Annotated in this window: 23 protein-coding genes and 1 pseudogene; all 24 read right to left on the bottom strand. The window is 38.8% G+C overall.

All coding sequences use genetic code 11. From position 1 onward, the window contains the following. Window positions 1-89: 89 nt before the first annotated feature. Window positions 90-635, bottom strand: coding sequence for a ReoY family proteolytic degradation factor (locus tag LQ50_RS09350; protein WP_034628485.1), 546 nt, complete (start codon window positions 633-635; stop codon window positions 90-92). A 108-nt stretch (window positions 636-743) separates the two neighbouring features. Next, window positions 744-1,994 carry a tetratricopeptide repeat protein gene (locus tag LQ50_RS09355; RefSeq protein ID WP_034628487.1) on the bottom strand — a complete coding sequence of 417 codons (1,251 nt, stop codon included), beginning with the start codon at window positions 1,992-1,994 and terminating at the stop codon, window positions 744-746. 125 nt (window positions 1,995-2,119) lie between these two features. Beyond that, complete coding sequence (locus tag LQ50_RS09360) at window positions 2,120-3,073, bottom strand: hypothetical protein (protein ID WP_034628490.1); 954 nt, start codon at window positions 3,071-3,073, stop codon at window positions 2,120-2,122. A gap of 386 nt (window positions 3,074-3,459) precedes the next feature. Beyond that, on the bottom strand, window positions 3,460-4,755 hold the full coding sequence (gene aroA / locus LQ50_RS09365) for a 3-phosphoshikimate 1-carboxyvinyltransferase (protein WP_034628492.1): 1,296 nt from the start codon (window positions 4,753-4,755) through the stop codon (window positions 3,460-3,462). 48 nt (window positions 4,756-4,803) lie between these two features. Then, on the bottom strand, window positions 4,804-5,901 hold the full coding sequence (locus LQ50_RS09370) for a prephenate dehydrogenase (RefSeq protein WP_034628496.1): 1,098 nt from the start codon (window positions 5,899-5,901) through the stop codon (window positions 4,804-4,806). 260 nt (window positions 5,902-6,161) lie between these two features. Next, the gene (hisC, locus tag LQ50_RS09375; RefSeq protein ID WP_034628499.1) at window positions 6,162-7,262 is read right to left on the bottom strand and encodes a histidinol-phosphate transaminase; all 1,101 of its coding nucleotides are present in this window, start codon (window positions 7,260-7,262) and stop codon (window positions 6,162-6,164) included. Window positions 7,263-7,305: 43 nt separating this feature from the next. After that, window positions 7,306-8,109 carry a tryptophan synthase subunit alpha gene (gene trpA, locus LQ50_RS09380; RefSeq protein ID WP_237563681.1) on the bottom strand — a complete coding sequence of 268 codons (804 nt, stop codon included), beginning with the start codon at window positions 8,107-8,109 and terminating at the stop codon, window positions 7,306-7,308. After that, window positions 8,099-9,301, bottom strand: coding sequence for a tryptophan synthase subunit beta (trpB, locus tag LQ50_RS09385; protein ID WP_034628501.1), 1,203 nt, complete (start codon window positions 9,299-9,301; stop codon window positions 8,099-8,101). The genes trpA and trpB overlap by 11 nt, the downstream gene beginning before the upstream one ends. Then, the gene (locus tag LQ50_RS09390; RefSeq protein WP_034628503.1) at window positions 9,279-9,938 is read right to left on the bottom strand and encodes a phosphoribosylanthranilate isomerase; all 660 of its coding nucleotides are present in this window, start codon (window positions 9,936-9,938) and stop codon (window positions 9,279-9,281) included. Before LQ50_RS09390 ends, trpB begins: the two co-directional genes overlap by 23 nt. Further along, window positions 9,922-10,695: an indole-3-glycerol phosphate synthase TrpC gene (gene trpC, locus LQ50_RS09395; RefSeq protein ID WP_034628506.1), complete on the bottom strand. Its 774-nt coding sequence runs from the start codon at window positions 10,693-10,695 to the stop codon at window positions 9,922-9,924. Before trpC ends, LQ50_RS09390 begins: the two co-directional genes overlap by 17 nt. Beyond that, a pseudogene (trpD, locus tag LQ50_RS09400) lies at window positions 10,688-11,706 on the bottom strand (anthranilate phosphoribosyltransferase). Before trpD ends, trpC begins: the two are co-directional and overlap by 8 nt. Then, window positions 11,699-13,213 carry an anthranilate synthase component I gene (gene trpE / locus LQ50_RS09405; protein ID WP_084138700.1) on the bottom strand — a complete coding sequence of 505 codons (1,515 nt, stop codon included), beginning with the start codon at window positions 13,211-13,213 and terminating at the stop codon, window positions 11,699-11,701. The pseudogene trpD and the gene trpE overlap by 8 nt, the downstream one beginning before the upstream one ends. A 297-nt stretch (window positions 13,214-13,510) precedes the next feature. Next, window positions 13,511-13,882 (bottom strand): chorismate mutase, encoded by a 372-nt coding sequence (gene aroH, locus LQ50_RS09410; RefSeq protein ID WP_034628509.1) that lies wholly within the window; start codon window positions 13,880-13,882, stop codon window positions 13,511-13,513. Further along, window positions 13,875-14,972 (bottom strand): 3-dehydroquinate synthase, encoded by a 1,098-nt coding sequence (gene aroB, locus LQ50_RS09415; protein ID WP_034628511.1) that lies wholly within the window; start codon window positions 14,970-14,972, stop codon window positions 13,875-13,877. Before aroB ends, aroH begins: the two co-directional genes overlap by 8 nt. After that, window positions 14,972-16,144 (bottom strand): chorismate synthase, encoded by a 1,173-nt coding sequence (gene aroC, locus LQ50_RS09420; RefSeq protein ID WP_034628513.1) that lies wholly within the window; start codon window positions 16,142-16,144, stop codon window positions 14,972-14,974. The genes aroB and aroC overlap by 1 nt, the downstream gene beginning before the upstream one ends. A 177-nt stretch (window positions 16,145-16,321) precedes the next feature. Beyond that, window positions 16,322-17,095: a CheR family methyltransferase gene (locus LQ50_RS09425; protein ID WP_034628515.1), complete on the bottom strand. Its 774-nt coding sequence runs from the start codon at window positions 17,093-17,095 to the stop codon at window positions 16,322-16,324. Window positions 17,096-17,266: 171 nt separating this feature from the next. Then, a complete protein-coding gene (ndk, locus tag LQ50_RS09430; RefSeq protein WP_034628517.1) occupies window positions 17,267-17,710 on the bottom strand; it encodes a nucleoside-diphosphate kinase in 444 nt (147 codons plus the stop codon). A 196-nt stretch (window positions 17,711-17,906) separates the two neighbouring features. Next, a complete protein-coding gene (hepT, locus tag LQ50_RS09435) occupies window positions 17,907-18,878 on the bottom strand; it encodes a heptaprenyl diphosphate synthase component II (RefSeq protein ID WP_034628519.1) in 972 nt (323 codons plus the stop codon). Between the two features lie 54 nt (window positions 18,879-18,932). Beyond that, window positions 18,933-19,781 (bottom strand): menaquinone biosynthesis protein, encoded by an 849-nt coding sequence (locus LQ50_RS09440; protein WP_034628520.1) that lies wholly within the window; start codon window positions 19,779-19,781, stop codon window positions 18,933-18,935. After that, window positions 19,778-20,392, bottom strand: a complete 615-nt coding sequence (locus tag LQ50_RS09445) for a UbiX family flavin prenyltransferase (RefSeq protein ID WP_052144675.1) — start codon at window positions 20,390-20,392, stop codon at window positions 19,778-19,780. The genes LQ50_RS09440 and LQ50_RS09445 overlap by 4 nt, the downstream gene beginning before the upstream one ends. After that, window positions 20,389-21,252 carry a UbiA-like polyprenyltransferase gene (locus LQ50_RS09450; protein WP_034628523.1) on the bottom strand — a complete coding sequence of 288 codons (864 nt, stop codon included), beginning with the start codon at window positions 21,250-21,252 and terminating at the stop codon, window positions 20,389-20,391. The genes LQ50_RS09445 and LQ50_RS09450 overlap by 4 nt, the downstream gene beginning before the upstream one ends. Before the next feature lie 21 nt (window positions 21,253-21,273). Continuing rightward, window positions 21,274-21,987: a demethylmenaquinone methyltransferase gene (menG, locus tag LQ50_RS09455; protein WP_034628526.1), complete on the bottom strand. Its 714-nt coding sequence runs from the start codon at window positions 21,985-21,987 to the stop codon at window positions 21,274-21,276. 5 nt (window positions 21,988-21,992) lie between these two features. Continuing rightward, a complete protein-coding gene (locus LQ50_RS09460) occupies window positions 21,993-22,778 on the bottom strand; it encodes a heptaprenyl diphosphate synthase component 1 (protein WP_034628529.1) in 786 nt (261 codons plus the stop codon). Window positions 22,779-22,879: 101 nt separating this feature from the next. Beyond that, window positions 22,880-23,098, bottom strand: coding sequence for a trp RNA-binding attenuation protein MtrB (mtrB, locus tag LQ50_RS09465; RefSeq protein ID WP_034628532.1), 219 nt, complete (start codon window positions 23,096-23,098; stop codon window positions 22,880-22,882). Window positions 23,099-23,276: the final 178 nt, after the last annotated feature.

Below are 23,276 nucleotides of genomic sequence, written 5' to 3' on the forward strand. Positions count from 1 at the left end.
TTCAACACAAATTTCAAGGGTGACTTTTTAGCCATCCTCCCACAGTGTTTCGATCTCACTGCAGAGAAAGGAAAAATCACCCCAGGCCTCTATTTTTCTTCTAATTCCTTTAATTCTAGCACTAAATCATTAAATCGCTTTTGATCTTGTTCATCAAGTGCACGATCAATATCTAATAACAATTGTTCTTTTTTAAATGACTTTAAAGAACGGTCTAATAACCACTCTGCCTCTTTTTGAAAAGCGACTGCAAGTTCTATATTCTCAGGAATATGTGGGTTGTCTTCTAAAACAACTAAGTATGGTGGGTATTGCCTAGCTCCAGTAAAATGAAGTTCGATATAAATGTCCTCCGTCTGATTCAAACGAATATCGTGGAACGCTTTTTCTGCATCGGTTGTAATGTGCTTTTCTTTATGGAAAGAAAATGGGATGCTGTCCACTCCCTTTGCTGAGATAATTAAAGCTTTTGGAGTATGCGCAGCCTGTTCAACAAAATGTACTCTTTCCATTAACTCATCATCACTCATTAAATAATTTAGTAGCCATGCACACTCACGTCTCTTTAATTCAAACTGTTGCAAAAAGGTTTTAAGAAACTCCTTTTTATCTACAACTGGAATGATGTTGCCCACGCTTCACCCCTCCTTACATCGTTCTCATTTCATGACTATTCATTTGATGGATTGTATGATGTTAGTATTCGCTAAATTTTTTGATTTTCCTTTCCGAAAACGAAATTCCTATATATTTTCAAGAAGTTCAACAATATCGCCCCTTTCAGGTTGAAACTCAAGTACTTTTTTGAAATTCGTGATTGCTTGATCCCTCAAGCCATATTCGAGCAGAAAATAACCGTATTCTTCTAAGAAATCGACATCGTCTTGGAAAGATTCCTTAATTTCTTGATACCTCTCATATGCCTTTTCATAATCGTCCTGTTCTTTTAACGCGGTTGCTTCATACCAAGTATACAGTGAGTCCTCCTCACCATAGTCACGCATATGCTCCATAAGTTCGAGTAATTCTTCATATGATTCTGTATGCTTTAAGTAGGCAGCGAGTGTTTGGACCGCCTCGATATTGGACGGGTTAAGAGCAATCACTTTTCGCAAGAGCTTTTCACCTTCAACTGGGTTTTGTTTCTTAAAGCTTAATTTCCCTGCATGAATATAAAGAGATTCGTTAAACTCATCAACCTTCATTCCTTTTTCTAGCGTTTCAAATGCATCTTCAAGTTTCCCTTCCGCCTCATACGCTTTCGCCAAATATGGATAAAGGCTTGAATAATCCGGGTCTAATGCCATTAGTGCTTCTAATTGCTCGATCGCTAAAATCATATCACCTACTTGATAAGCCGTAAATCCATAGCCAAAAAGTGCATTAGGATCGAGGTGATTTTTTAATCCTGTTTCGTAGTATTTTAACGCATCTTCAAATTGGCCACTAGCACTATACGCATCGGCTAACAATAGTTCTACATGAATATTAGGTAATCTATCGCTTGCATGAACGGCTTTTTTCAAATAAGGAATGCTTTTTATGTAGTCCCCTCGTTCTAAATAAAATTCCCCTAGACCATAAGAAATAATCGTCTCATTAGGCGCAGCCTTTGCAGCAAGAAGTAATTTCTGTTCAGCCACTTCATCAAGAGATTGCATTTGATACAAATCAGCTAATAGAAGCTGTGCTTGTAAAAAGGCAGGGTCATTTTCTTTAATTTCTAACAGCAATTCAATTGCTTCATCTTCCTGATCCATGTCAATTAATAGTTCAGCTGCAAACGCATAAAGACTACCTTCATCAGGATAAAGCATTAACAATTCATCAATTATTTTCTTTGATTTTTCCACGTGCCCTAATTCATGATACAATTCTGCAATTTCATGCTTTAATTGGTGGTCAGCGTTTTTCTCCAGTTTTTCTAACTGCTCAAGTCCTTGTTCTACGCTGCCGCTTTCAATCGCACTAATTGCCTTTTCAAGTACATTCATTTTAAATCCCCCATCATCTAATTACCAGCATACGTACATACTTTCTACATTAATTAATTTATACCCTTTTAAAAAAAGAAGAAACCATCACTCAAATGAATGACGGTAATAAATCATTAAGATCATCACAAGTAATTTTCTTGTTGATACGCCTCAGCTGATACATCTTGTAAAGACAAAAACCTCCCTGGTCGGATCACGTCAATAAGACGCCCATATCCAGGCTTCAATGATATCGTTTCATATGTTTTAACAATTTCACCTTTTAAAACGACCACATCAGGTTCTTTTTCATAATAAACAATCCTGTCTCCTCGTGCAACTTTTTGATCGATGGATTGAATGTGGTCTTTCCGCTCATCACGAAACAAAAGATAATCAGCATCACTTCCTGCAAGCATTGTTCCTTTATTTGGATACAGCCCCATTTTTTGAAGCAAAGGTTTATTCCAACATGTAAGCACCTCTAATGGGTCTGTTGTGTGAATTTGAAAGTTCGAGCAATAAGCCATCCATTCCTTTAACAATGCAATCTCTAAGCGATCCGATGATGGAGCTATGACCGGAATGAGTACCGTTGGATAAGTTAATAATGTTTGGGATATATGTGTCCAAGGTATGGCTTTTAGCTGCTGAAATGACTGAATTTCCACTCTAACAAACGGAATACGGAACTGTTGACACACTCGAAGGACTGCAGGTCGCAATAATGAAATGGGAATCGTCATACCAACTACATAATCTAATGTACTACTTGCCATTTCATGCTTGGCTCGTTTAAAGACCGCCTCAATTTCTCGTGCATATTGGATTTTAGGAGCAACCGCCACAGCCGTGCAGCCTTTTTTAATAAGTAAGCTCTGTCTATTCTGATAGTCTTGAAAGTCCTTGGACTCAAGCAGTTTGTCATCATACATAACGCGTCCATTGGTCATCAAAATACCTGACATCGTAACCCTTTGTTTGTTCCATTTATCAAAAGAAGTTGTGACATAATTAATTTGACCGTTCTCAATTAAATACGAGCGTGTTTCATTTCGTTCTTCATCAATTTTAATAACCTTGTCTAATAAATACATCACCATTCCTCCTAAAATGACTTGTTATAGACAAGCTATGACTGAAAATGAAAAAAGAGAACAGAAACACCCTTTTTCTTTTGCAGGATCCAAAATCAGAATTTTTTATATTTGTATTGACATTGTGATAATTCTGTTTATAATAATAAGTAAGCGTATGGTTTCTCTCCACTCCTATCCATACAATTTTTAGCTTTTTGCTAAGGCCTCATTTGAAAACGCTTTCGTTTTCGGATGAGGATTTTTTTTGTTCTTTTGGATCTACGAAAAACACTCCCCTCCTAACTACCATTTAGGCTTTCACCCCCATTTCCTGAACCCCTTAACCTACTAAATCAAAGAAAAGGATGACGCATGCTTATTCATACGTCATCCTTACAATTCTACTATTTATCTTGCTGTAACTGTTTAATATGCTCAAAGAAGTTAGGATACGATACGGCAATGGCATCACTTCGGCCAATTTGAACATCTCCATCGGTGATAAGACCCGCAATCGCTAAGGCCATTCCGATTCGGTGATCTCCGAAACTACTCACTGATGTCCCCTTTAATGAGCTCGGACCCTCGATGATCATTCCATCATCTGTTGCTTGAATCTTGGCACCTAATTTAGAAAGTTCACTTACAACCGTGTCAATCCGATTTGTTTCTTTCACTTTTAATTCCTCAGCATCACGAATCACGGTTTTCCCTTCTGCTTGAGTTGCTAGTACGGCAATTACAGGGATTTCATCAATCAGTCTAGGGATCAGATCTCCACCTATCTCAATCCCCTTTAATGCCGATGTGGAAATGGTAATATCTGCAATCGGCTCTCCACCAACCACTCTTTCATTCTGAATAGTCATGGTCGCCCCCATATTTAGCAACACATCAATAATTCCTGAGCGTGTCGGATTCATACCAACGCCTTCAATGGTAATGTTACTATTTGGAACAATCGCAGCAGCAACTAAGAAAAAAGCCGCAGACGAAATATCTCCAGGTACAACGATGTGCTGAGCTTTTAACGATTGGCCTCCTTCAACAGAAACCGTTAATCCATCACGCTTTACTTCAACACCATATGCCTCAAGCATTCTTTCTGTATGGTCTCGAGATAAGGCCGGCTCTGAAACAGATGTAACACCTTCACTTTGCAACCCAGCGAGCAAAATGGCTGATTTTACTTGCGCACTTGCCACTTTGGATTGAAACTTGATTCCTTTTGTAGCCCCACCTCGAATAGAAAGAGGAGTATAATTCCCGTTCTGGCGCCCATCAATATCAGAACCCATAGAACGTAATGGCTCTGTTACACGAGCCATCGGCCGTTTTGCTATTGAATCGTCTCCAATAATAACAGAGTGAAAGGGTCTAGTTGCTAATATACCTAGCATTAAGCGCGTAGTCGTCCCAGAGTTCCCTACATCAAGTATTTCACTTGGTTCTGTAAGGCCATCCCAGCCTTTTCCTTCAATCGTCACTTTATCTTCTGTTTGTTCAATAGAAACACCTAACTTACGAAAACAAGAAATCGTACTTAAACAATCTTCTCCTGGCAAAAATCCCTCTACTGTTGTTGTTCCTTCTGCGATCGCCCCAAACATAACGGCACGATGGGAGATTGACTTATCTCCAGGAACTTGAATGGTTCCATTTAATCCTACTTGTGAATGTTTCACAATTGCAGTACTCATCTTTTTCCTCCTACCTATCTTTTCAATCCCGAAACTAAAGCGACCATTTTATAAAATATACGTATCATACATCTCTTGATGCAGATGTATTTGAGCTCGTTCTCGGTCTTCTTCAGAACGAAAACTAAGCCGAAGAACCCCCATTATATCTTCACGCGTTTCTAAAATACGAATATTCGTTAAACTTATTTGATTCTGAGCAAGTATACCTGTCACATCTGAAATCACACCAGGATGGTCAGGTACATCAACAAATAAATCATAAAAAGATGGGATTGCCCCTTTTTTCCGTACAGGTAATCCATCTCTAAAATCTTTTGCTTCTTGAAAATATGTAAATATAGCATCTCCACTTTCTTCTTCAATCATAGCCTTCACACATTCCATTTCACGACTCCATCCTTCAAGTAGTTGCAATAAACTATCCTTATTATGTAATAGGATATCTCTCCACATCGTAGGATTGGATGAAGCAATACGTGTAATATCCCTAAAACCTCCAGCAGCTAACCTCGAAACAAGCGGGTCTTCTCCCTCTATTTTTGCGATTTGGTGAACAAGGCTAGCCGCAATTACATGTGGAAAATGACTAATAGCTCCCGCTAAGCGGTCATGCTGGGAAGCTGTTAGTTCGATAAACGTTGCTTTCGTTCCTTTTAACCAATTTTGTAACTGGATAACGGCTCGTACATCCGTCCCTTCTGCTGAGGTCAAAATGTAAAAGGCGTTCTCAAATAAATGGGGTCTCGCTGCTTCTACACCACTTTTATGCGACCCAGCCATTGGGTGCCCACCGATAAAGGTGACTTGTTTTTGTTGTAAATGTTTAGCCTTATTAACAATACGTTCTTTCGTGCTCCCAACATCGGTGACAATCGCTCCAGCTTTTAATGGAAACTGTGCAATCTCTTGTACCAGTTGCTCTGTTTTTAAAACGGGTGTAGCAAAAATAATTAAGTCCGCTCCATCAACTCCTTCTCTTAATGAAGGTGTCGCTTCATCAATCACTTTTAATGATAACGCTACTTTTAATTGTTCACCTGAAATATCGTAGCCTCGAATGTGTACATCATGCTCTTTTCGAATAGCAAGTGCGATGGATCCACCAATGAGTCCAAGGCCTACGACAAATACCGTTCGCTTCATGCTGTGCTCCCTTCCCTGTGTTAAGAAAAAACGCCCTTTATAAATGAAGCAACTAAAAAAAGTACAAATAAACCTTTTCCATGCCGCGATTAACTAAAAATGGCAATCCTCTATGAGTAACCCCTGATAGCTGGCTTTTGGATGTGGAATACTTTTCATACCAATAGCAGCGGCTTTGTTCATTACTTCGAGGGCACTGAAAAAGAAAACGCTTTTCCAGTGCCCTCACCCATCATGAAAGACGATTTTCCTTCGACTTCTTATTGTCCAACTGGCTTTGAAGTCAACATCTCTTCTAACACAGTGAACAACTCTTTATTTTCTTCTTCAGTTCCAACTGAAATTCGGACGCACGTTGGAAAACCTAGCGCCTGACCTGATCGAACAATAAATCCTTTCTTTAGTAAAAAGTCAAAGATCTCATCACCCGGTCGGTTAAAATCAATTAAGATAAAATTCGTTTGCGATGGGTAATAGTTTAAGGCATGCTGCTTGCAAAACTGTTCAAACTGTTTCAAAGCTTCGGTATTTTTTTCAACACAACTGGATATAAAGGCATCATCTTCAAGTGCTGCAACTGCTGCCACATGAGCAAATGTCGTATTATTAAATGGTGGCCTTACAGGGTCAATAAGTGAAATTAACGATGGGTTAGCGACTCCATACCCAATCCGTAGTGCAGCTAGACCATAAGCCTTTGAAAACGTACGTAAGACCATTAAATTATCGTACTTTTCCAATAACGGTAATGTTTCTGGGTAGTCCTCTACTGTAACATATTCATAATAAGCTTCATCTGAAACAACAAGAACATGTGAAGGAACACGTTCTAAGAAGCTAACAAATGCTCTTTCATCAACATATGTACCAGAAGGATTATTTGGATTACACACCCAAACAATTCGAGTATTGTCATCAATCGCCTCTAACATCGCATCCAAATCATGAACACCATTTACTGAAGGTACTTCCCGAACTTCAGCACCTTCTATCGTTGCATTTAGCTTGTACTGCGAAAAGGTAGGATCGGCAGTGACCGTATTTGTTTCAGGACATAAAAATGCTCGGCAAAGAAATTGAATAACTTCATCTGACCCATTACCAAACACAAGTTGGTTCTCATTTACACCAATTTTAGCTGCTACCTTTTCTCTAATTACTGCTGCATATCCATCTGGATAAACCGCTGTTTGAGTTGCTGCTTCTTGAATCGCTTTTGCTGCATTCGGCGATGCACCATATGGGTTTTCATTTGATGCAAGCTTGACAACTTTCGCAAGCCCTAACTCTCTTTTGACTTCCTCAATTGGTTTACCAGGTTTGTAAGAAGGTAAGCCGTGTAATTGTGATTTTGCTTTCATAATAACACCTCATCCAATAAAAAATATGCATCTATCTATTATGTTACGACGAAATGAGCGAAGTGACAAACTTTTTTATTTCATAGAGAGCTGAGTTCCTTGTTTCCTTATTTTTTAATGCTTCTTCCCTCTCTCCAATAACCGCCACTAATGCACTACCTACAACAACACCATCAGCATGTTCTCTCATCACCTTCACTTGTTCGTTCGAAGATATGCCAAATCCAACAGCTGTAGGAATCTTACTTGCTTCACGTACCGTCTTTAAAAAATCATATACGCGTGGATCAAGTTCATTACGAACACCCGTAACCCCTAAAGATGAAACACAATATAAAAATCCTTTTGACCGTTCTGCAATTTTTAACATTCGTTGCTTAGAGGTAGGAGCAACGAGCGAAATGAATGACAAATGATGATCCTCACAAAGTTGAGCTAAATGCTCACTTTCTTCATATGGAAGATCAGGTACTAACAATCCGTCGATCCCTAACTCAGCTGCTTCATTAACAAATCTTTCTTCCCCATACTGTAATAATGGATTAAAATACGTAAAAATAATGACCGGGATCGTTAACCCACTTTTTCTCATTTGCGGTACTAGCTTTAAAGCTTTTTCTAAAGACATACCGCCTTTTAAAGCACGCTTTGATGCAGCTTGAATCGTAGGTCCGTCAGCCAAAGGATCCGAATACGGGATTCCTAGCTCTAAAATAGTAGCACCAGCTTCTTCTAATGCTAAAGCTATTTCAATTGTTGCTTCAGCTGAAGGATCTCCAGCTGTAATAAACGGGATAAACAATGATTGATTAGTACTTGTAGCAGCTTCCATTCGCTTATTCGCCATGTATATCACCTCTAAAACGCTTCATTAATGTGTGTACGTCTTTGTCACCTCTACCTGATAAACAAACGAGAAGTGAATCATCTAGCGTTAACTCTTTTGCACGCTCAAATGCTTTTGCTAATGCATGTGCCGATTCAATCGCTGGTATGATCCCCTCTTTCTCCGATAACAATTTTAATGCATCTAATGCTTGTTGATCACTAACAGCCTCATAAGAAACTCTTCCACTACTCGCTAAGTATGCATGTTCTGGACCTACACCTGGATAATCAAGCCCTGCAGAAATCGAATAGGGCTCCGTGATCTGTCCAGCTTCATCCTGTAATAAATACGTTAGGGAGCCGTGGATTACTCCTTTTCGGCCATGTGTCATTGTTGCAGCATGTTGATCTGTATCAACCCCCATTCCTGCTGCTTCCACACCGATTAGCTTAACAGGATCCTCTAGGAACGGATAAAACATCCCGATTGCGTTACTTCCTCCGCCGACACAAGCTACAATTTCCGACGGCAGTTGTCCTACTCTTTCAACAAACTGCTTTTTCGCTTCGTCTCCTATAATACGTTGAAAATCTCGAACCATCTTTGGGTAAGGATGTGGCCCCACGACCGAGCCAATTAAATAAAACGTGTCTTCGGCATTGGCCACCCAATAACGAATCGCTTCATTTGTTGCATCTTTTAATGTTTGACTGCCTGATGTTGCCGGTACGACTTCCGCTCCTAATAATTCCATTCGAAAAACGTTCAGAGCTTGTCGCTCCATATCTTCTGCACCCATAAACACTTTACATTCAAGTCCAAACTTAGCTGCAATCGTCGCTGAGGCAACCCCATGCTGCCCCGCTCCTGTTTCTGCCACGATTTTTGTCTTTCCCATTCTTTTGGCTAACAGTGCCTGACCCATCGCATTATTAAGCTTGTGCGCTCCCGTATGTAAGAGGTCTTCTCGTTTCAGATAAATTTTGGCTCCTCCTAAAGATTGACTCAAATTTTCCGCATAAGACAAAGCCGTCGGTCTACCAGCATATTCTTGTAAATGAGTAAGGTACTCTTTGGCAAACGAGTCATCTGCACTCGCTTCATCTAATGCCTGTTCTAGTTCTTCAATGACACTCATTAACGTTTCAGGGACATACTTCCCACCGAAATCACCGAAGCGCCCCCGTTTATCTGGGTACGTTGTTGTCATATTGCTTCACCCTTTCTTCTAGCTGCCTTATTAGGTCTCTTGATTTTTGTCCATTTTCTTCAATTCCACTCGATACGTCGACACCATCAGGGGAATATTGTAAAACTTCTTCCACATTCTCCGGACGAATGCCTCCAGCAATAAAGACCGGTACACCTTGACGCTTCCCTTCATCTAAATATTGAGGTATATAGTCCCAATCAAATGAGACTCCACTTCCTCCCCATTGACCTTGCACCTTACAATCAACGATATAACCTGAGACAACGCCTTGATAGCTCTCCATTCGTTTAATCGCATCTTGCTTATGATGGATCGCTTTCCATATCGGCAAATCAACTCGACTCTTTAACTCGCTTAGTTGCTCAACTGATTCATTGCCATGACATTGAATCACGTCAATAGGGAGATCCTTAATTGCAGCTATGATCGTTTCTATTGACTCATTAACAAAAAGAGCAACAAGTTTTTTATCATTGAAATTTCTATGTTCACTAAGCCACTCTTGTACTTGCTTTCTTACAACCTGCCTTTTGCTCTTAGCAAATACGAAACCTATATAATCAGCACTACTTGAAAGTGTCACCATCGTATCGTGTGCGGAATGATTCCCACATAATTTAAGAAGAGGCTGCAACGCTTTCTCCTCCAAACAATGCATGAATTCCTTTTTCAGGACTTTCCGCTCTCATTAATGATTCTCCTACTAGTACACCTGCTGCCCCTACGTTTTTAACACGTTCAATATCAGCACTTGTATGAATGCCGCTTTCGCTAACAAATAAACTACCATCAGGAATAAGTGTGGCCATTTCCTCCGTTTGTGTTAGCGATGTTTCAAATGTTTTTAGATTTCGATTGTTAACTCCGATAATTTCCGGAGCAAAACAAGAAAGGAGTTCAACTAATTCCTCTTTTGCATGAACTTCAACTAAACATTCAAGTCCAAGACTATAGGCGTAATCATATAATGCCTTTAACTCTTTAATCGGTACCGTTCCTACAATCAAAAGCATAGCATCAGCACCCATGTTCCGCGTCTCATCAACTTGCTTTTTATGAATGATAAAATCTTTTCTCATTACCGGAAGGGCAATTTCTTTTTTTATCGTAGAAAGATAATCGCGGTGACCTTTAAAATAAGTAACATCTGTTAAAACAGAAATCGCATCGGCTCCACCTTTTTCATACCCTTTTGCAACCTCCACTGGGTTGAAATTTTCACAAATGATCCCTTTAGAAGGAGACGCCTTTTTCACTTCGGCAATAAGACCTGTGGATCGATTTGAATTGCTTAATGCTTTATATAAAGAAAACTGAGGCACTTCTACATATTCGGGCAAGATTAATTGCTCAATTTCTTCACGCTTCGTTACTAATATTTTCTCAAGCATATTGCTGTTTCTCCTTTTGCAATGATTGATAATGACGATATACAACACCTGATTCAATTGCATGTTTAACTTGTTCTACACCTTGTTGGATAGACTGAACTTTATTGGTTGTATACAAAGCAGCAGCGGCATTGAATGTTACAATACCTGTAGCTGAATCGTTTGCTTCTGCCTTTAAGATCTTCTTAATTAACATCGCACTTTCATGTGGCGAGCGTACTTGAATCTCCTCTAATGTACCACGTTTTAAGCCAACGTCTTCAGGCGAAATTGTATAGATTAATTGATCGTCTCCATTGATTTCAATCACTTTTGATGTCGTAGTTATTGATAATTCGTCAAGACCTTCACCACCTGTAACAAGGAGCGTCTTTTTTGTCCCCAGCCTCACTAATGTTTCTGCAATTTTTTCGCAAATTCATGATCGTACACGCCAATTAGTTGGTGATTTGCTCCAGCTGGATTCGTAATCGGGCCAAGCAAATTAAAAATGGTGCGAAATCCTATTTCCTTTCTTGGTGTAAGTGCATGCTTCATGGATTGATGATAAAGTGGTGCAAACAAGAAACAAAGATTAGAATTTATTAGCGCATTTCTAGCTTCTTCTTTTGTATGCTGTGTTGGAATCAAGAGTTCTTCTAATACATCCGCACTTCCACTCTTGGAAGAAACGGCACGATTTCCATGCTTTGCAACGGGTACGCCCATGGCAGATAATACAATCGCAGAAGCTGTTGAGATATTAAACGTACTTAAATCATCTCCGCCTGTTCCGCAAGTATCAACTACAGAGATATCATTGGTATCTAAACGGAGGGCATGAGCACGCATCGCGCGAGCAAATCCAGTCATTTCATCAACGGTTTCACCGCGGAAACGCATGAGTGTTAAAAGGCTCGCAATTTGACTAGGTGTTGCAGCACCTTGCATGATCTCATTCATTGTTTGCTCGGCTTCTACTTCCGTCATTGTGTGTCCATTCATACATGAACGAAGAATGTCTTTAAGCATGAGTGGTTACCCCTTTCTCCCCAAACATTTTTTCGGCTAATTGTGCAGCTCGAATCAGTGCCTTTGCCTTATTTTGAGTTTCCTCGAACTCTTTTTCTGGAACAGAATCTGCAACGATTCCAGCTCCTGCTTGAATATAGGCTTTTTTATTTTTAATAACCATTGTTCTAATCGCAATACATGAATCGATGTTCCCGTCGTAACCAAGATAACCAATTGCCCCTGCATACACGCCCCTTTTCGTCGGTTCTAACTCCTGCAAAATTTCCATCGCTCGAATTTTTGGGGCTCCTGAAACGGTCCCTGCTGGAAAAGAGGCCATTAATGCTTCCAACGGTTGCGTCCCTTCTCTAAGTCGTCCAGTCACTTTTGAAACGATATGCATGACATGTGAGAATCGTTCAATTGCAAGCATGGTAGGCGTTTGAACAGTCCCATATTCTGCAATCCGACCGACATCATTTCGAGCTAAGTCAACTAACATATAATGTTCTGCGCGTTCTTTTTCGTCAGCTAATAACTCTTTAGCTAATTGCTGATCCTCTTCTTCATTTCGACCTCGTTTTCTTGTTCCTGCAATAGGATGAATTTCTACATGACCATCTTGCACTTGAACTAGTCTTTCTGGTGAACTCCCGACCACTTCCATCTCATCAAACTTTAAATAGAACAAATAAGGTGACGGATTAACCATTCTAAGAACACGGTACACTTCAAGCGCAGAAGCAGACACGTTCATTTCAAACCGCTGAGAAAGCACAGTTTGAAACACGTCCCCAGCTACAATATAATCTTTTATTTTCTCTACATCTGCTAAAAATGCTTCTTTTTCATAGTTAGAAGTAACATGTTCAAACGACACTTCTTCATCCGTATTAGGAATGTTTTTTAGCATTAATGCATTGACTGGTTGTTCTAATAATGAAGAGATCCGCTTAATTTCTGTTCTAGCGGCGTGATACGTATTAACTAATGATTCTTCTTGGGTTGGCCTTGCGTGAACTAATACGGATAATTCTTTATTTTGATGGTCATAGGCAATCAACGTTTGACAAAATAAAAATTGATAGTGAGCTAAACGATTGATTTCGCTACTTGTTGCAAGAGTCGGTTCAATTGTCTCGATGGCATCATAACTCATATACCCTACTCCACCACCGCGAAAAGGAATGGGAATATCTAATGGCTGCACATTAAGAAAAGTCATTGTTTCCTCAAATGCTTCTTGAAAGGATTGCTTTTCAAGAACGATATCACGATGTTTTGAATAGGTTCGATACACTCCATGTTCCTCAACTAATTCAAACATAGGATTTAATCCGATGAAAGAATATCTAGACCATGATGACTGTTCATCTCTACTCTCTAATAAAAATGAAACTTGATCTCCTAATTGATGAACAATTTGTACAGGCGTCAAACCATCAGCAAAAAATCGTTGAAAAACTGGAATGGTATTATAGGTTTCTGCTGCTTTTTCAAACTCTAAAAAAGTTGGGGTTATCATTTGCAATCACTCCTTAATGGGAATGAATGAAATGAGTGGGAGGGGCATGGGGTATAGCCAACTAACCTAAAGGGGTACTTTAGATTTGGCTACTTTTATAATATTAAAACCTCCTAAACAAACAGCGTTTAGGAGGTTTATAGATAGACGTATCCCTCAACTAAACTCAGCTCTCCTCAACTCAATCTCATTCTCTACTAATCTAAATATTCATTCTTTTTAAACTAAATTATAACTATACTAGGCTCGAAGAAATTCTATTTTCTTCATCTCATCTGCCCCTAGTCTAACCTTTTCCTAATCGTTCGTCAAGGCTAAATCAGGTCGAAGTTTTATTGCTTTACGCAAATAGGCATGTGCGATTTCTTCTTGAGCGATATCGGTATTGACTGTCATTAATACTCGAATACAAAGTGGCAAACTACCTGGAACAGGAATTTCCTGCGCACACACAACGGGTACATATGACCAACCATCAAATTCTCTTAATACTTTGGCCGGAAAGGCTGCTGTCACATCCTCTGTGACTGTAAAAAGGACTTGAGCTACACTATTTGGGTCAATGTGATTCGTTGTAATTAATACTTGAACAAGCTCCTTTGAAGCTTCAACAATCTCACTCTCCGTATTTGCTTCAATTGTAATAGCTCCACGTATTCCTCTAACCATTGTTTTCCACCTCCATCTGTTCAACTAGTAATTGTTCAATGATATTAGGTGGAACCTCGACTAATAGCGCCTCTTCAATCTCTCGTAGTAAAACCATTCGAATCGTTCCTGATTCTGCCTTCTTATCATTTTGCATTTTTGTCACGAGTCTAGAAACATTTAGTTTGTTTGAGATTCGCGTTTTATAGCCTAGTCGCTTGAACCATGCTTCATATTTTTTTACGTCTAAGTCTATTTCAAAGATCTTTTCACTAAGTTTTAAGGCAAAAATCATACCGATCGCAACAGCTTCACCATGAGTTACAACTCCGTAACCTGATTCCGCCTCAATCGCGTGGCCAAGAGTATGGCCAAAATTTAAATAAGCTCGCACACCAGACTCCAATTCATCTTCTGCAACTATATCAGCTTTAACAGCAAGAGACTTCTCTAACATTTGATTCACTAACTCTAGTGGAAGTTCCTCAAACGACGTAACTTCTGCTTGTAACCAGTTCAAAAATGAGTTATTACGAATAAACCCATGTTTAATGACTTCAGCAAACCCAGAACGCCATTCTTGCTCTGGTAACGAATAAAGAGCCTCCGTATCATAAAAGACCGCTTCTGGTTGATGGAAACTCCCAACCATATTTTTTCCCAGTGGGTGGTTAATAGCTACTTTGCCTCCAACACTACTGTCATGAGCAAGCAATGTAGTCGGAACTTGTACAAAACGGATACCGCGCATATATGTAGAAGCTACAAAGCCTGCTAAATCACCAACAACTCCACCGCCTAATGCGACGATAACCGATTTTCTATCTAGTCTACTTTCCAACGCTTTTGTCATAACCTGTTCGTAAACCTCAAATGACTTGGAAGCTTCTCCGCTTTTAATAACCGTTGTGTAAATAGGAAGCTTTTCATGAAAGCTCCCTACTATATCATCTAAATAAAGCGGAGCAACAGATGAATCCGTAATAATGAGTACAGATGAAATAGGACTTGTCAAAACGGATTCCATCATTTCGCCAATCTTTGAACGTAATCCGCCATCAATATACACTTTATACGTTTTTGACTTCACTTCAATTAGAACGTGATTCATTAAAACTCCCTCGCTTTTGCTTGGTGACGGTCTACATTTTCTAAAATCGTGCCCATTTGATCTTGTCCGAACGTTTCAAGCAACGCATTAGCAATTTCCCAAGCGATGACGGATTCAGCCACAACAGAAGCAGCTGGAACCGCACAACTATCAGAGCGCTCAATGCTCGCCTCGAATGGTTCTTTTGTGTCGATGTCAACACTTTGAAGAGGTTTATATAACGTAGGGATTGGTTTCATTACCCCACGCACAACAATTGGCATCCCAGTTGTCATTCCACCTTCTAATCCGCCTAAGCGATTTGTTTTTCGACTATAGCCTTTTTCCTCATCCCAGGTGATTTCATCATGCACTTGACTTCCTGGAAGATGTGCTGCTTCAAAACCAATTCCAATCTCGACACCTTTAAAAGCATTAATGCTCATAATTGCAGCCGCTAACTTTCCATCAAGCTTACGATCATAATGAACATGACTCCCCAATCCAATAGGGACATTTTCGACGACGACTTCCACAATCCCACCGATTGAATCGCCGTCTTTTTTGGCTGCATCAATTGCCTCCATCATTTTCACGCTAGCTTCTTCATCTAAACAACGCACCTGTGAGGCTTCTGAACGATTTTGTATATCTTCGACAGAATCATAGTGAACATTTTCTGCTTTCACTCCACCGATTTCAAGAACATGTCCCCCTACTTTTATCCCAAAAGCAGCAAGGATCTTCTTCGCTACAGCACCTGCAGCCACTCGCACAGTTGTTTCTCGAGCAGACGAGCGTTCTAATACATTCCGCATATCTCTGTGGCCATATTTTATCGCTCCATTTAGGTCAGCATGTCCTGGACGCGGTCGGGTTAATTTTCGTTTCACTTCTTTTTCTTCTTCTTCATTAAGTGGTTCTGCACCCATAATTTTTGTCCAATGTGTCCAATCTTTATTCTCAACTACTAAAGCGATAGGTGCACCTGTTGTTTTCCCGTGACGAACTCCACTTACAATTTGGACTTGGTCCTTTTCTATTTGCATCCTTCTGCCACGACCGTATCCTCCTTGTCTGCGGGCTAAATCTTCATTAATATCACTTGCGACCAACTCAAGTTGAGCTGGTACTCCTTCAATAATCGTCGTGAGTTGTGGACCATGTGACTCACCAGCTGTTAAATATCTCATCTCGACTCCTCCAATTTCAAAAACACTTTTCTCTTTATCGCTTTTATGCGTTAAATTATAACATAGTTTATAGAGTGCTGTCTCAAAAAATTTAGACAATTTCGTTATTATTTAGACATTTTATCAAACAAAGCTTCATTCGTCTAAGAAAATATTTATAGCTCTATTTTTAAAAAGTTATACTTTTTTATAAAAAAACGTATCTTCAGGTTCAAATTGATACAGTGTTGGATTAAAGATTTGCTCAGTACTACCAACAAATAATACACCACCTGGCCTTAGTGCTTGACTAAATTTATGGTAAAGTTCATGCTTTGCTTCCTCTGTAAAGTAAATCATAACATTACGACAAATGATTAAATCAAATTGATTAGCGAAGCGGTCAGCAAGTAAATTTTGCTGCTTAAATTCAACTGTTTTTTTTATTTCCGCTTTTACTTGATAGCCCATTGGTACTTTTTCAAAATACCTTGGTACCATCTCTGCCGGAACTTCTTTTAAAGAACGTTCTGGATACAACCCAAGTTTAGCGCGGTCAAGAATGGCACGATCTAAGTCCGTTGCTAATATGGATACATTGGTTAACGGCATAAACTTCGACATGATCATTGCTAACGTATACGGCTCTTCCCCTGTAGAACAGGCAGCACTCCAAAGCTTTAACCTTGAATGATTTTGTAACAATCGTGGAAGGATCTTCTTTTCGAGCACTTCCCATCTCTTTGCATTACGATAGAACTCAGATACGTTAATTGTCATGCGGTCAAGAAACTCGTTAAATAGATTCTCATCACCCGTCATCGCTTGGTAAAATGATTGAAAATCTGGATACCCTCTTTTGTTTCGTAAAGATTCCAATCGTCGTTTCATTTGCGCCTCTTTATACAAAGACAAATCGATCGCAGTTTTCTTTTTCACATGTAAAATAAATTGCTCATAGTCCTGATTCATATATGTAACCTCTCGTTAAGTAATGGCTTAATCATACGATGTATGACTGAAAAATGCTATGATAATTTATAAATTAAGACTAGCAAACAGATGATTTAAATTAAAAAGACTACCTATTTTTATTCACAAAAAAAGCTCATCCAATAGGACGAGCTTTCTACAGCGCTTACATTATACCCACTTATTAACTTCTTTTTCATAGTTATTAAGTTCTTGTTCATTAAAGAAAAGAGAAATTTCTCTTTCTGCACTAGCTTGTGAATCTGATCCATGGATCACATTCATCGATACTTGTACACCATAATCTCCACGAATGGTTCCAGGCGCAGCTTCAGCAGGATTTGTTTGACCCATCATCGAACGAGCCGTTGAAATCACATTCTCGCCTTCCCAGACCATAGCAAAAACAGGCCCTGATGTAATAAAGCTAACTAACTCTCCAAAGAAAGGACGTTCCTTATGTTCACCGTAGTGAGTTTCAGCCAATTCTTTTGAAAGCGTCATTAACTTTGCCCCTACTAAAGTAAAACCTTTCTTTTCAAAACGCGATACAATCTCACCAATTAAATTACGTTGCACACCATCTGGCTTAACCATTAAATATGTACGTTCCATTTGTTGATCGCTCCTTAGAGTATGTAATAAAACCACTATTAGTATAGCAAATATCTAGTACGCTCACAATATAACTTGTGAAATATTTCAAAGAAAACACTTCCATTTCCAATTCATTAAGGAAACCGCTAGATAAGAATCGTTAGTAAAAGGGCACTGCCAAAGATCCTGATCGACCTTTGACAGTGCCCTTTTATTAAAATTTACGTTTACCGATATAGGCAGCAATTTCTCTTAAGTATGTTTTTTCTTCCGTATCAGGTAATCTTTCTAAAGCTTGGTAGGCTTTTTCTAAGTATTGATCACTAATTGAGATTGAATATTCAATTCCCCCTGATTTCTTAATCGCTGTTAAGATCGGGGATACATCAATATCTTCAGGATAATTTGTAGCAAGCATCTCTTTAATCAGCTGTCTAATTTTTATATCATTATGCATCGCATAAAGAGCAGGTAATGTTACATTTCCTTGGCGCAAATCTCCACCAGCTGGCTTTCCTAATTGTTCTTCTGTCCCCACGAAATCTAATATATCATCAGTGATTTGAAAAGACATCCCAACATTGTAGCCAAATTGATACAGATTTCTTTGAATGTCTCTATCTGCATTAGCAGCAAGAGCTCCTAACTCACAACTAACGGCAATTAATAACGCTGTTTTTCGTTTAATTCGTCTCAAGTATACCCGAAAATGTTGTCCCCAATTGTACTGATCTTTAATTTGTTCAATTTCGCCTAGACACATTTCGACCATCGCATTCGATAAAATTTGATGGATTTGCGGGTTCGCAAAGAACGTTGATGTTTCTAAGGCTTTGCCAAAAATAAAATCTCCTGTATACATCGCTACACGATTATCCCATTGAGACTTAATGGTTTTTTTCCCACGCCTAAGTTCAGCATCGTCTATCACATCATCATGAACAAGTGAACCCATATGAATCAATTCAAGCGGGACAGCAATATGCTTTAACTTATTGATATCATATTGTCCAAATCTAGCTGCTAGCAAGACAAAAACAGGACGAATTCTTTTTCCACCTGCTCTAAGCAATTGTGTTGCAGCCTCTTGTAACACTTCATTCTTTGCTAAAACGGTCTCTTCAAGTTCTTTTTCAATAATATTAATATCTGATTGAAATTGCATATAAATTTCTGCTAGTTTCATGTCGTCCACCTTATATCGTAAGACGATGTCAAATCGTCCACTTAGTGTTCTTTCTTACTCACTTTTAACCTCATCCCAAATATGTAACTTTTTAATGGGCTGAGATAAATAATTCATTTGATAAAGAAGGTCAAAGTAATAAGACAATCCTTCTTGTTCCTTTTGACCAAAATCATTACAAAGCTTTTGAAAATAGTGATCCCAAAACACCTTATCGCCACCATGTGTTTTTAAAATATCAGCTATCATTGGCTGATAGTTTTTCGATTCACTTTCTAATTTGCTTTGCAAAAACGACCGATAAATAAGTCCTACTAAGCTAGGATGATCACGCAATGTTTCATTTCTCACCGCAAATACAGCGAACGTCATTGGCAACCCTGTTTGCTCATACCAAAGTTCGCCCAAATCATAATGATAAAGAGACGTTGTATACTCACGTCTTGCCACAATCGCGTCGTCACCAATTAAGAGACACGCATCATGGTCGTGTAACATACTTTTGACATTTGGATTCATCGTAGTATAGGAGATTTGCAACGAATGAAAGTGCTCCAAGACTATTTTTAAAAGATGGACAGAAGAAGCAGAGCTCCATGTTAAAGCCACTTTCTTCCCATTTAACTCATGTAATGGTACCTTCGAGAATAGAAAGATGGAATTAACCGCACCATATGAGGTAACAGACAAATTGGGAAGCAACGTATATCTTGTCGCATTTTCTGCATAAGCAAATGAAGAAATCCCACCAATATCAATTCGTCCCTTAGACATTTCGTTATTTAATTGTGCAGGAACTTGGGGAACAAATCGACAATTATGCTCAATAAGCTTCTGTTTATCTAAATGATAAAAAAACGGTAGAATATTTGTATAGGAAATCTCACCAATAACGACACTCATCTTTCTTCCCCCCAACGTGTAAATAACTCATGCTCTACACCTAAACTATCTAGTGCCTTGCCAACAAGAAAATTCACTAGATCATCCATTGTCTTTGGTAAATGATAAAACCCAGGCATTGCAGGCAAAATCTTAGCTCCAACTTTTGAAACTCGTAACATATTTTCTAAATGAAGCTGATTTAAAGGGGTTTCCCTTGGGACTAATACAAGTTTACGACCTTCTTTTAACATAACATCAGCCGTACGTTCTAGCAGATTCCCCGAAGCACCATGAGCAATCCCTGAAAGGGTCCCCATCGAACACGGAATGATGATCATTCCATCATTTTGGTAAGAACCACTAGCAATTGGCGCTCCATAATCATGCAAATGATGTGTGTGAAGTTCACCACCATATTTACCGAACAAATCTTGAATGACTCTATCTCGATCATCTATATTTAAAAGAAGTTCTTCTTGAAAAACACGCCACGCAGCTTCAGTTAATATTAAGTGTACTTTATATGATTCAGTTAAAAGCTGTTGAACTAAACGAACACCATAAATAGCTCCGCTGGCTCCTGTAATCCCGACCGTATAAATTCCTCTCATACTACTGCTTTCATTCATAGTAGTACATCTCCCATCGCAAAAACGAACATAACAATACTTAATATTCCGTTCATCGTGAAAAAGGCTACATCTAACTTGGACAGATCATCCTCTGAAACAAGAGAATGCTCATAAATCATAATCGCACCAGCTATAAGTACACCCATAAAATACAACCAACTAAGTTCAGTAAAGAAAAATAAGCCGAGAAAGCTTAGAAAACTAATAACATGCAGAAAACGAGCAATCTTTAATGCTCGTCCAATGCCAAAGCGGCTAGGAATAGAAAACAATCCATGTTCGCGATCATATTCTGCATCCTGAGTCGCGTAAATCACATCGAATCCAGCCGTCCATAAGGCAACCGCTAAAAACAAAAGAAGAGCCTCCCACGTTAATGTTCCTGTGGCACCAACCCATCCACCTAATGGAGCAATTCCGATTGTAACCCCTAGAACAATATGGCACATCCAAGTAAATCGTTTTGTGTACGAATAAATAACAAGAAAAAAGACAGCCACCGGTAGTAAATAAACGGCAAGCATATTTAGCTTAAAGGCTGCATAAAATAACAATCCGAATGAAATAATGATAAATAATAACACTTCTATTTTTGAAACTAACCCCGCAGGAATCGCTCTTGTTGCCGTCCTTGGGTTATGTTTATCTATCTGCTCATCAATCACTCTGTTCAATGACATAGCTGCACTTCTTGCCCCAACCATTGCTACTGTGATCCAAATCCATTGAGAGACCGTAGGCATTGTCCCATCAACAATATATGCACCCAACATTGCACCAAAAAAAGCAAATGGCAAAGCAAAAACGGTGTGCTCAAATTTAATCATTTCTAAGATGATTTTCAACTTTCTAATCACGAAATATCTGCTCCAATTCTGCTAGTTTCCAACTGATTTTTTCCCTAAATGCATTGCTGCTACTCCACCGGAGTAAGGTTTCACTTCTACATCTACAAAACCCGCCTCACGAAACATTTCTGCCAACTTATCGCGATTTGGAAATGACATAGTTGATTCTTGAAGCCACGAATACTCTTCATAACTCTTAGCAAATAGCTTTCCAAATAACGGCATAACTTGACGAAAATAAAAAAAGTATAACTGTTTAAATACGGGAATGGTTGGTTGAGACGTTTCTAAACAAACAACGGTTCCACCTGGCTTTACTACACGATGCATTTCTCGTAACACCTTCATGTAATTCGGAACATTTCTTAAACCGAAGCCAATCGTAACAAAATCAAAGCGATTATCTTCATACGGAAGGTCCATCGCATTGCCATGACGTAAGTTTACTTGAGCCAGCTTCTTTTCCTCTATCTTCTCTTGGCCAATTTTCAACATATTTTGACTGAAATCAAGCCCTTCTACATGTCCTTTTGGACCAACCTCTTCCCCTAAGGCAATGGCCCAATCTGCTGTTCCACAACAAACATCAAGTGCTTGATCGCCCTTTTGAACATTCATCCTTCTCATTGTATCCTTACGCCAAGCTTTATGACGTTGGAAGCTAATAACTGAGTTCATAATATCGTATTTTTTATAAATGGATTCAAAAACTTGATGGACTCGTTCTTCTTTCGTTTGTGTCATCTTGCTCACCCTTCTTCTGCTGCAATTTCTTGATATCGCGAATGCCCTAATAAATCATCGACGTGTTCAATAATAAAGTTCTCAAAAGTGTTAAGCTCTTTGCTATTTGTTAATAGCCTGTCTTTCACATCTTCTATCCTTCGTTCAACACTTTGAAGCTTATCTTCCCCAGGTGATCGCTCAGATAGAATCGCTTCTATGAGAACACTTTCTTTTCCATTTAACCATTCAGTTTTTTCACGAACAAGTTTTTTTAAATAAAAGAAATCTCTTATAACAGCTTTCCAGAACGGCTGTTCAAAATAATTTGCCATTTTTTGCATAAGGGCTGATTCAATTTGTGCCGTAGTTTGTTCCAGGTCATCATACTTCACATTTGTTAGATCATATAAATTCATTTTTGACTCATTAATTTCTTGAATAGATTGTCCATAGATCCGAATCATAGGAACATGCTTTTTTTCCGCTAGCAAAAAATAGAAAAGGCTAACATAGTAGTCACCTGCAAGTACGGTTAGCTGTCGGTTTTTTCGCAACTCGTCAGAAGTAACTGGATGAAGGGAGACCTCATCATGCATATCGAATGCAGCTTGAAGTAATAATGCTGAAATCGTGAACATTTTTGCTTCTGTATTTGGCAATCGCTCATTCATCATAGCTATTAAGAATCGAACCTTATCATCATCTATTTCTGGTTCAGGAACATACGATTGCAAATATAGATGCTCAGTTAAGCTATAAAAGCTCCTTTTGATTTCTTTAACTTTCTCATTAAACTTACTTTTGTTCATATAAAAATCCCCCAAATTCCGTCCTTCATTGTTGTAGTTGCCTATTTAAAAACCCCAATCATTATATCATAGGTTCTACAATAACCTATTATGTAAAAGTGTCATTCTTCCGTATCCATTGTTCCATGACTTGTTTGTATTATAGCCTTGCCTCGTACTTTTACAGCTGAGGTGTGTTCTGTAAATTGAGCGATCATCACTTCGCCTTTATCCAGTTTTTCAGAATGGTGAAACCGAGTATCCGATCCGCGTGTTAAACCAATCACATTCACACCGTTTTCTTTTGCTTTTATGACAAAAAATTCATTTTGATTACTCATCTCAACTCTCCTATTTTCACGTAATTCAATACTACCTATTCTAACATGATCTATCTTACCATGGATTAGAAATTTTCGCTTCTTGCTGCGCTAAAAAGTAAAGCCTCCAAGATGCTTATATTCAATAAGGTATACTGCCGATGTTAAACGATTTCAAATCAAGGCACTTCTAATAAAT

Origin of the sequence: Halalkalibacter okhensis, from assembly GCF_000787375.1 — a bacterium.
GTDB lineage: Bacteria > Bacillota > Bacilli > Bacillales > Bacillaceae_D > Halalkalibacter > Halalkalibacter okhensis.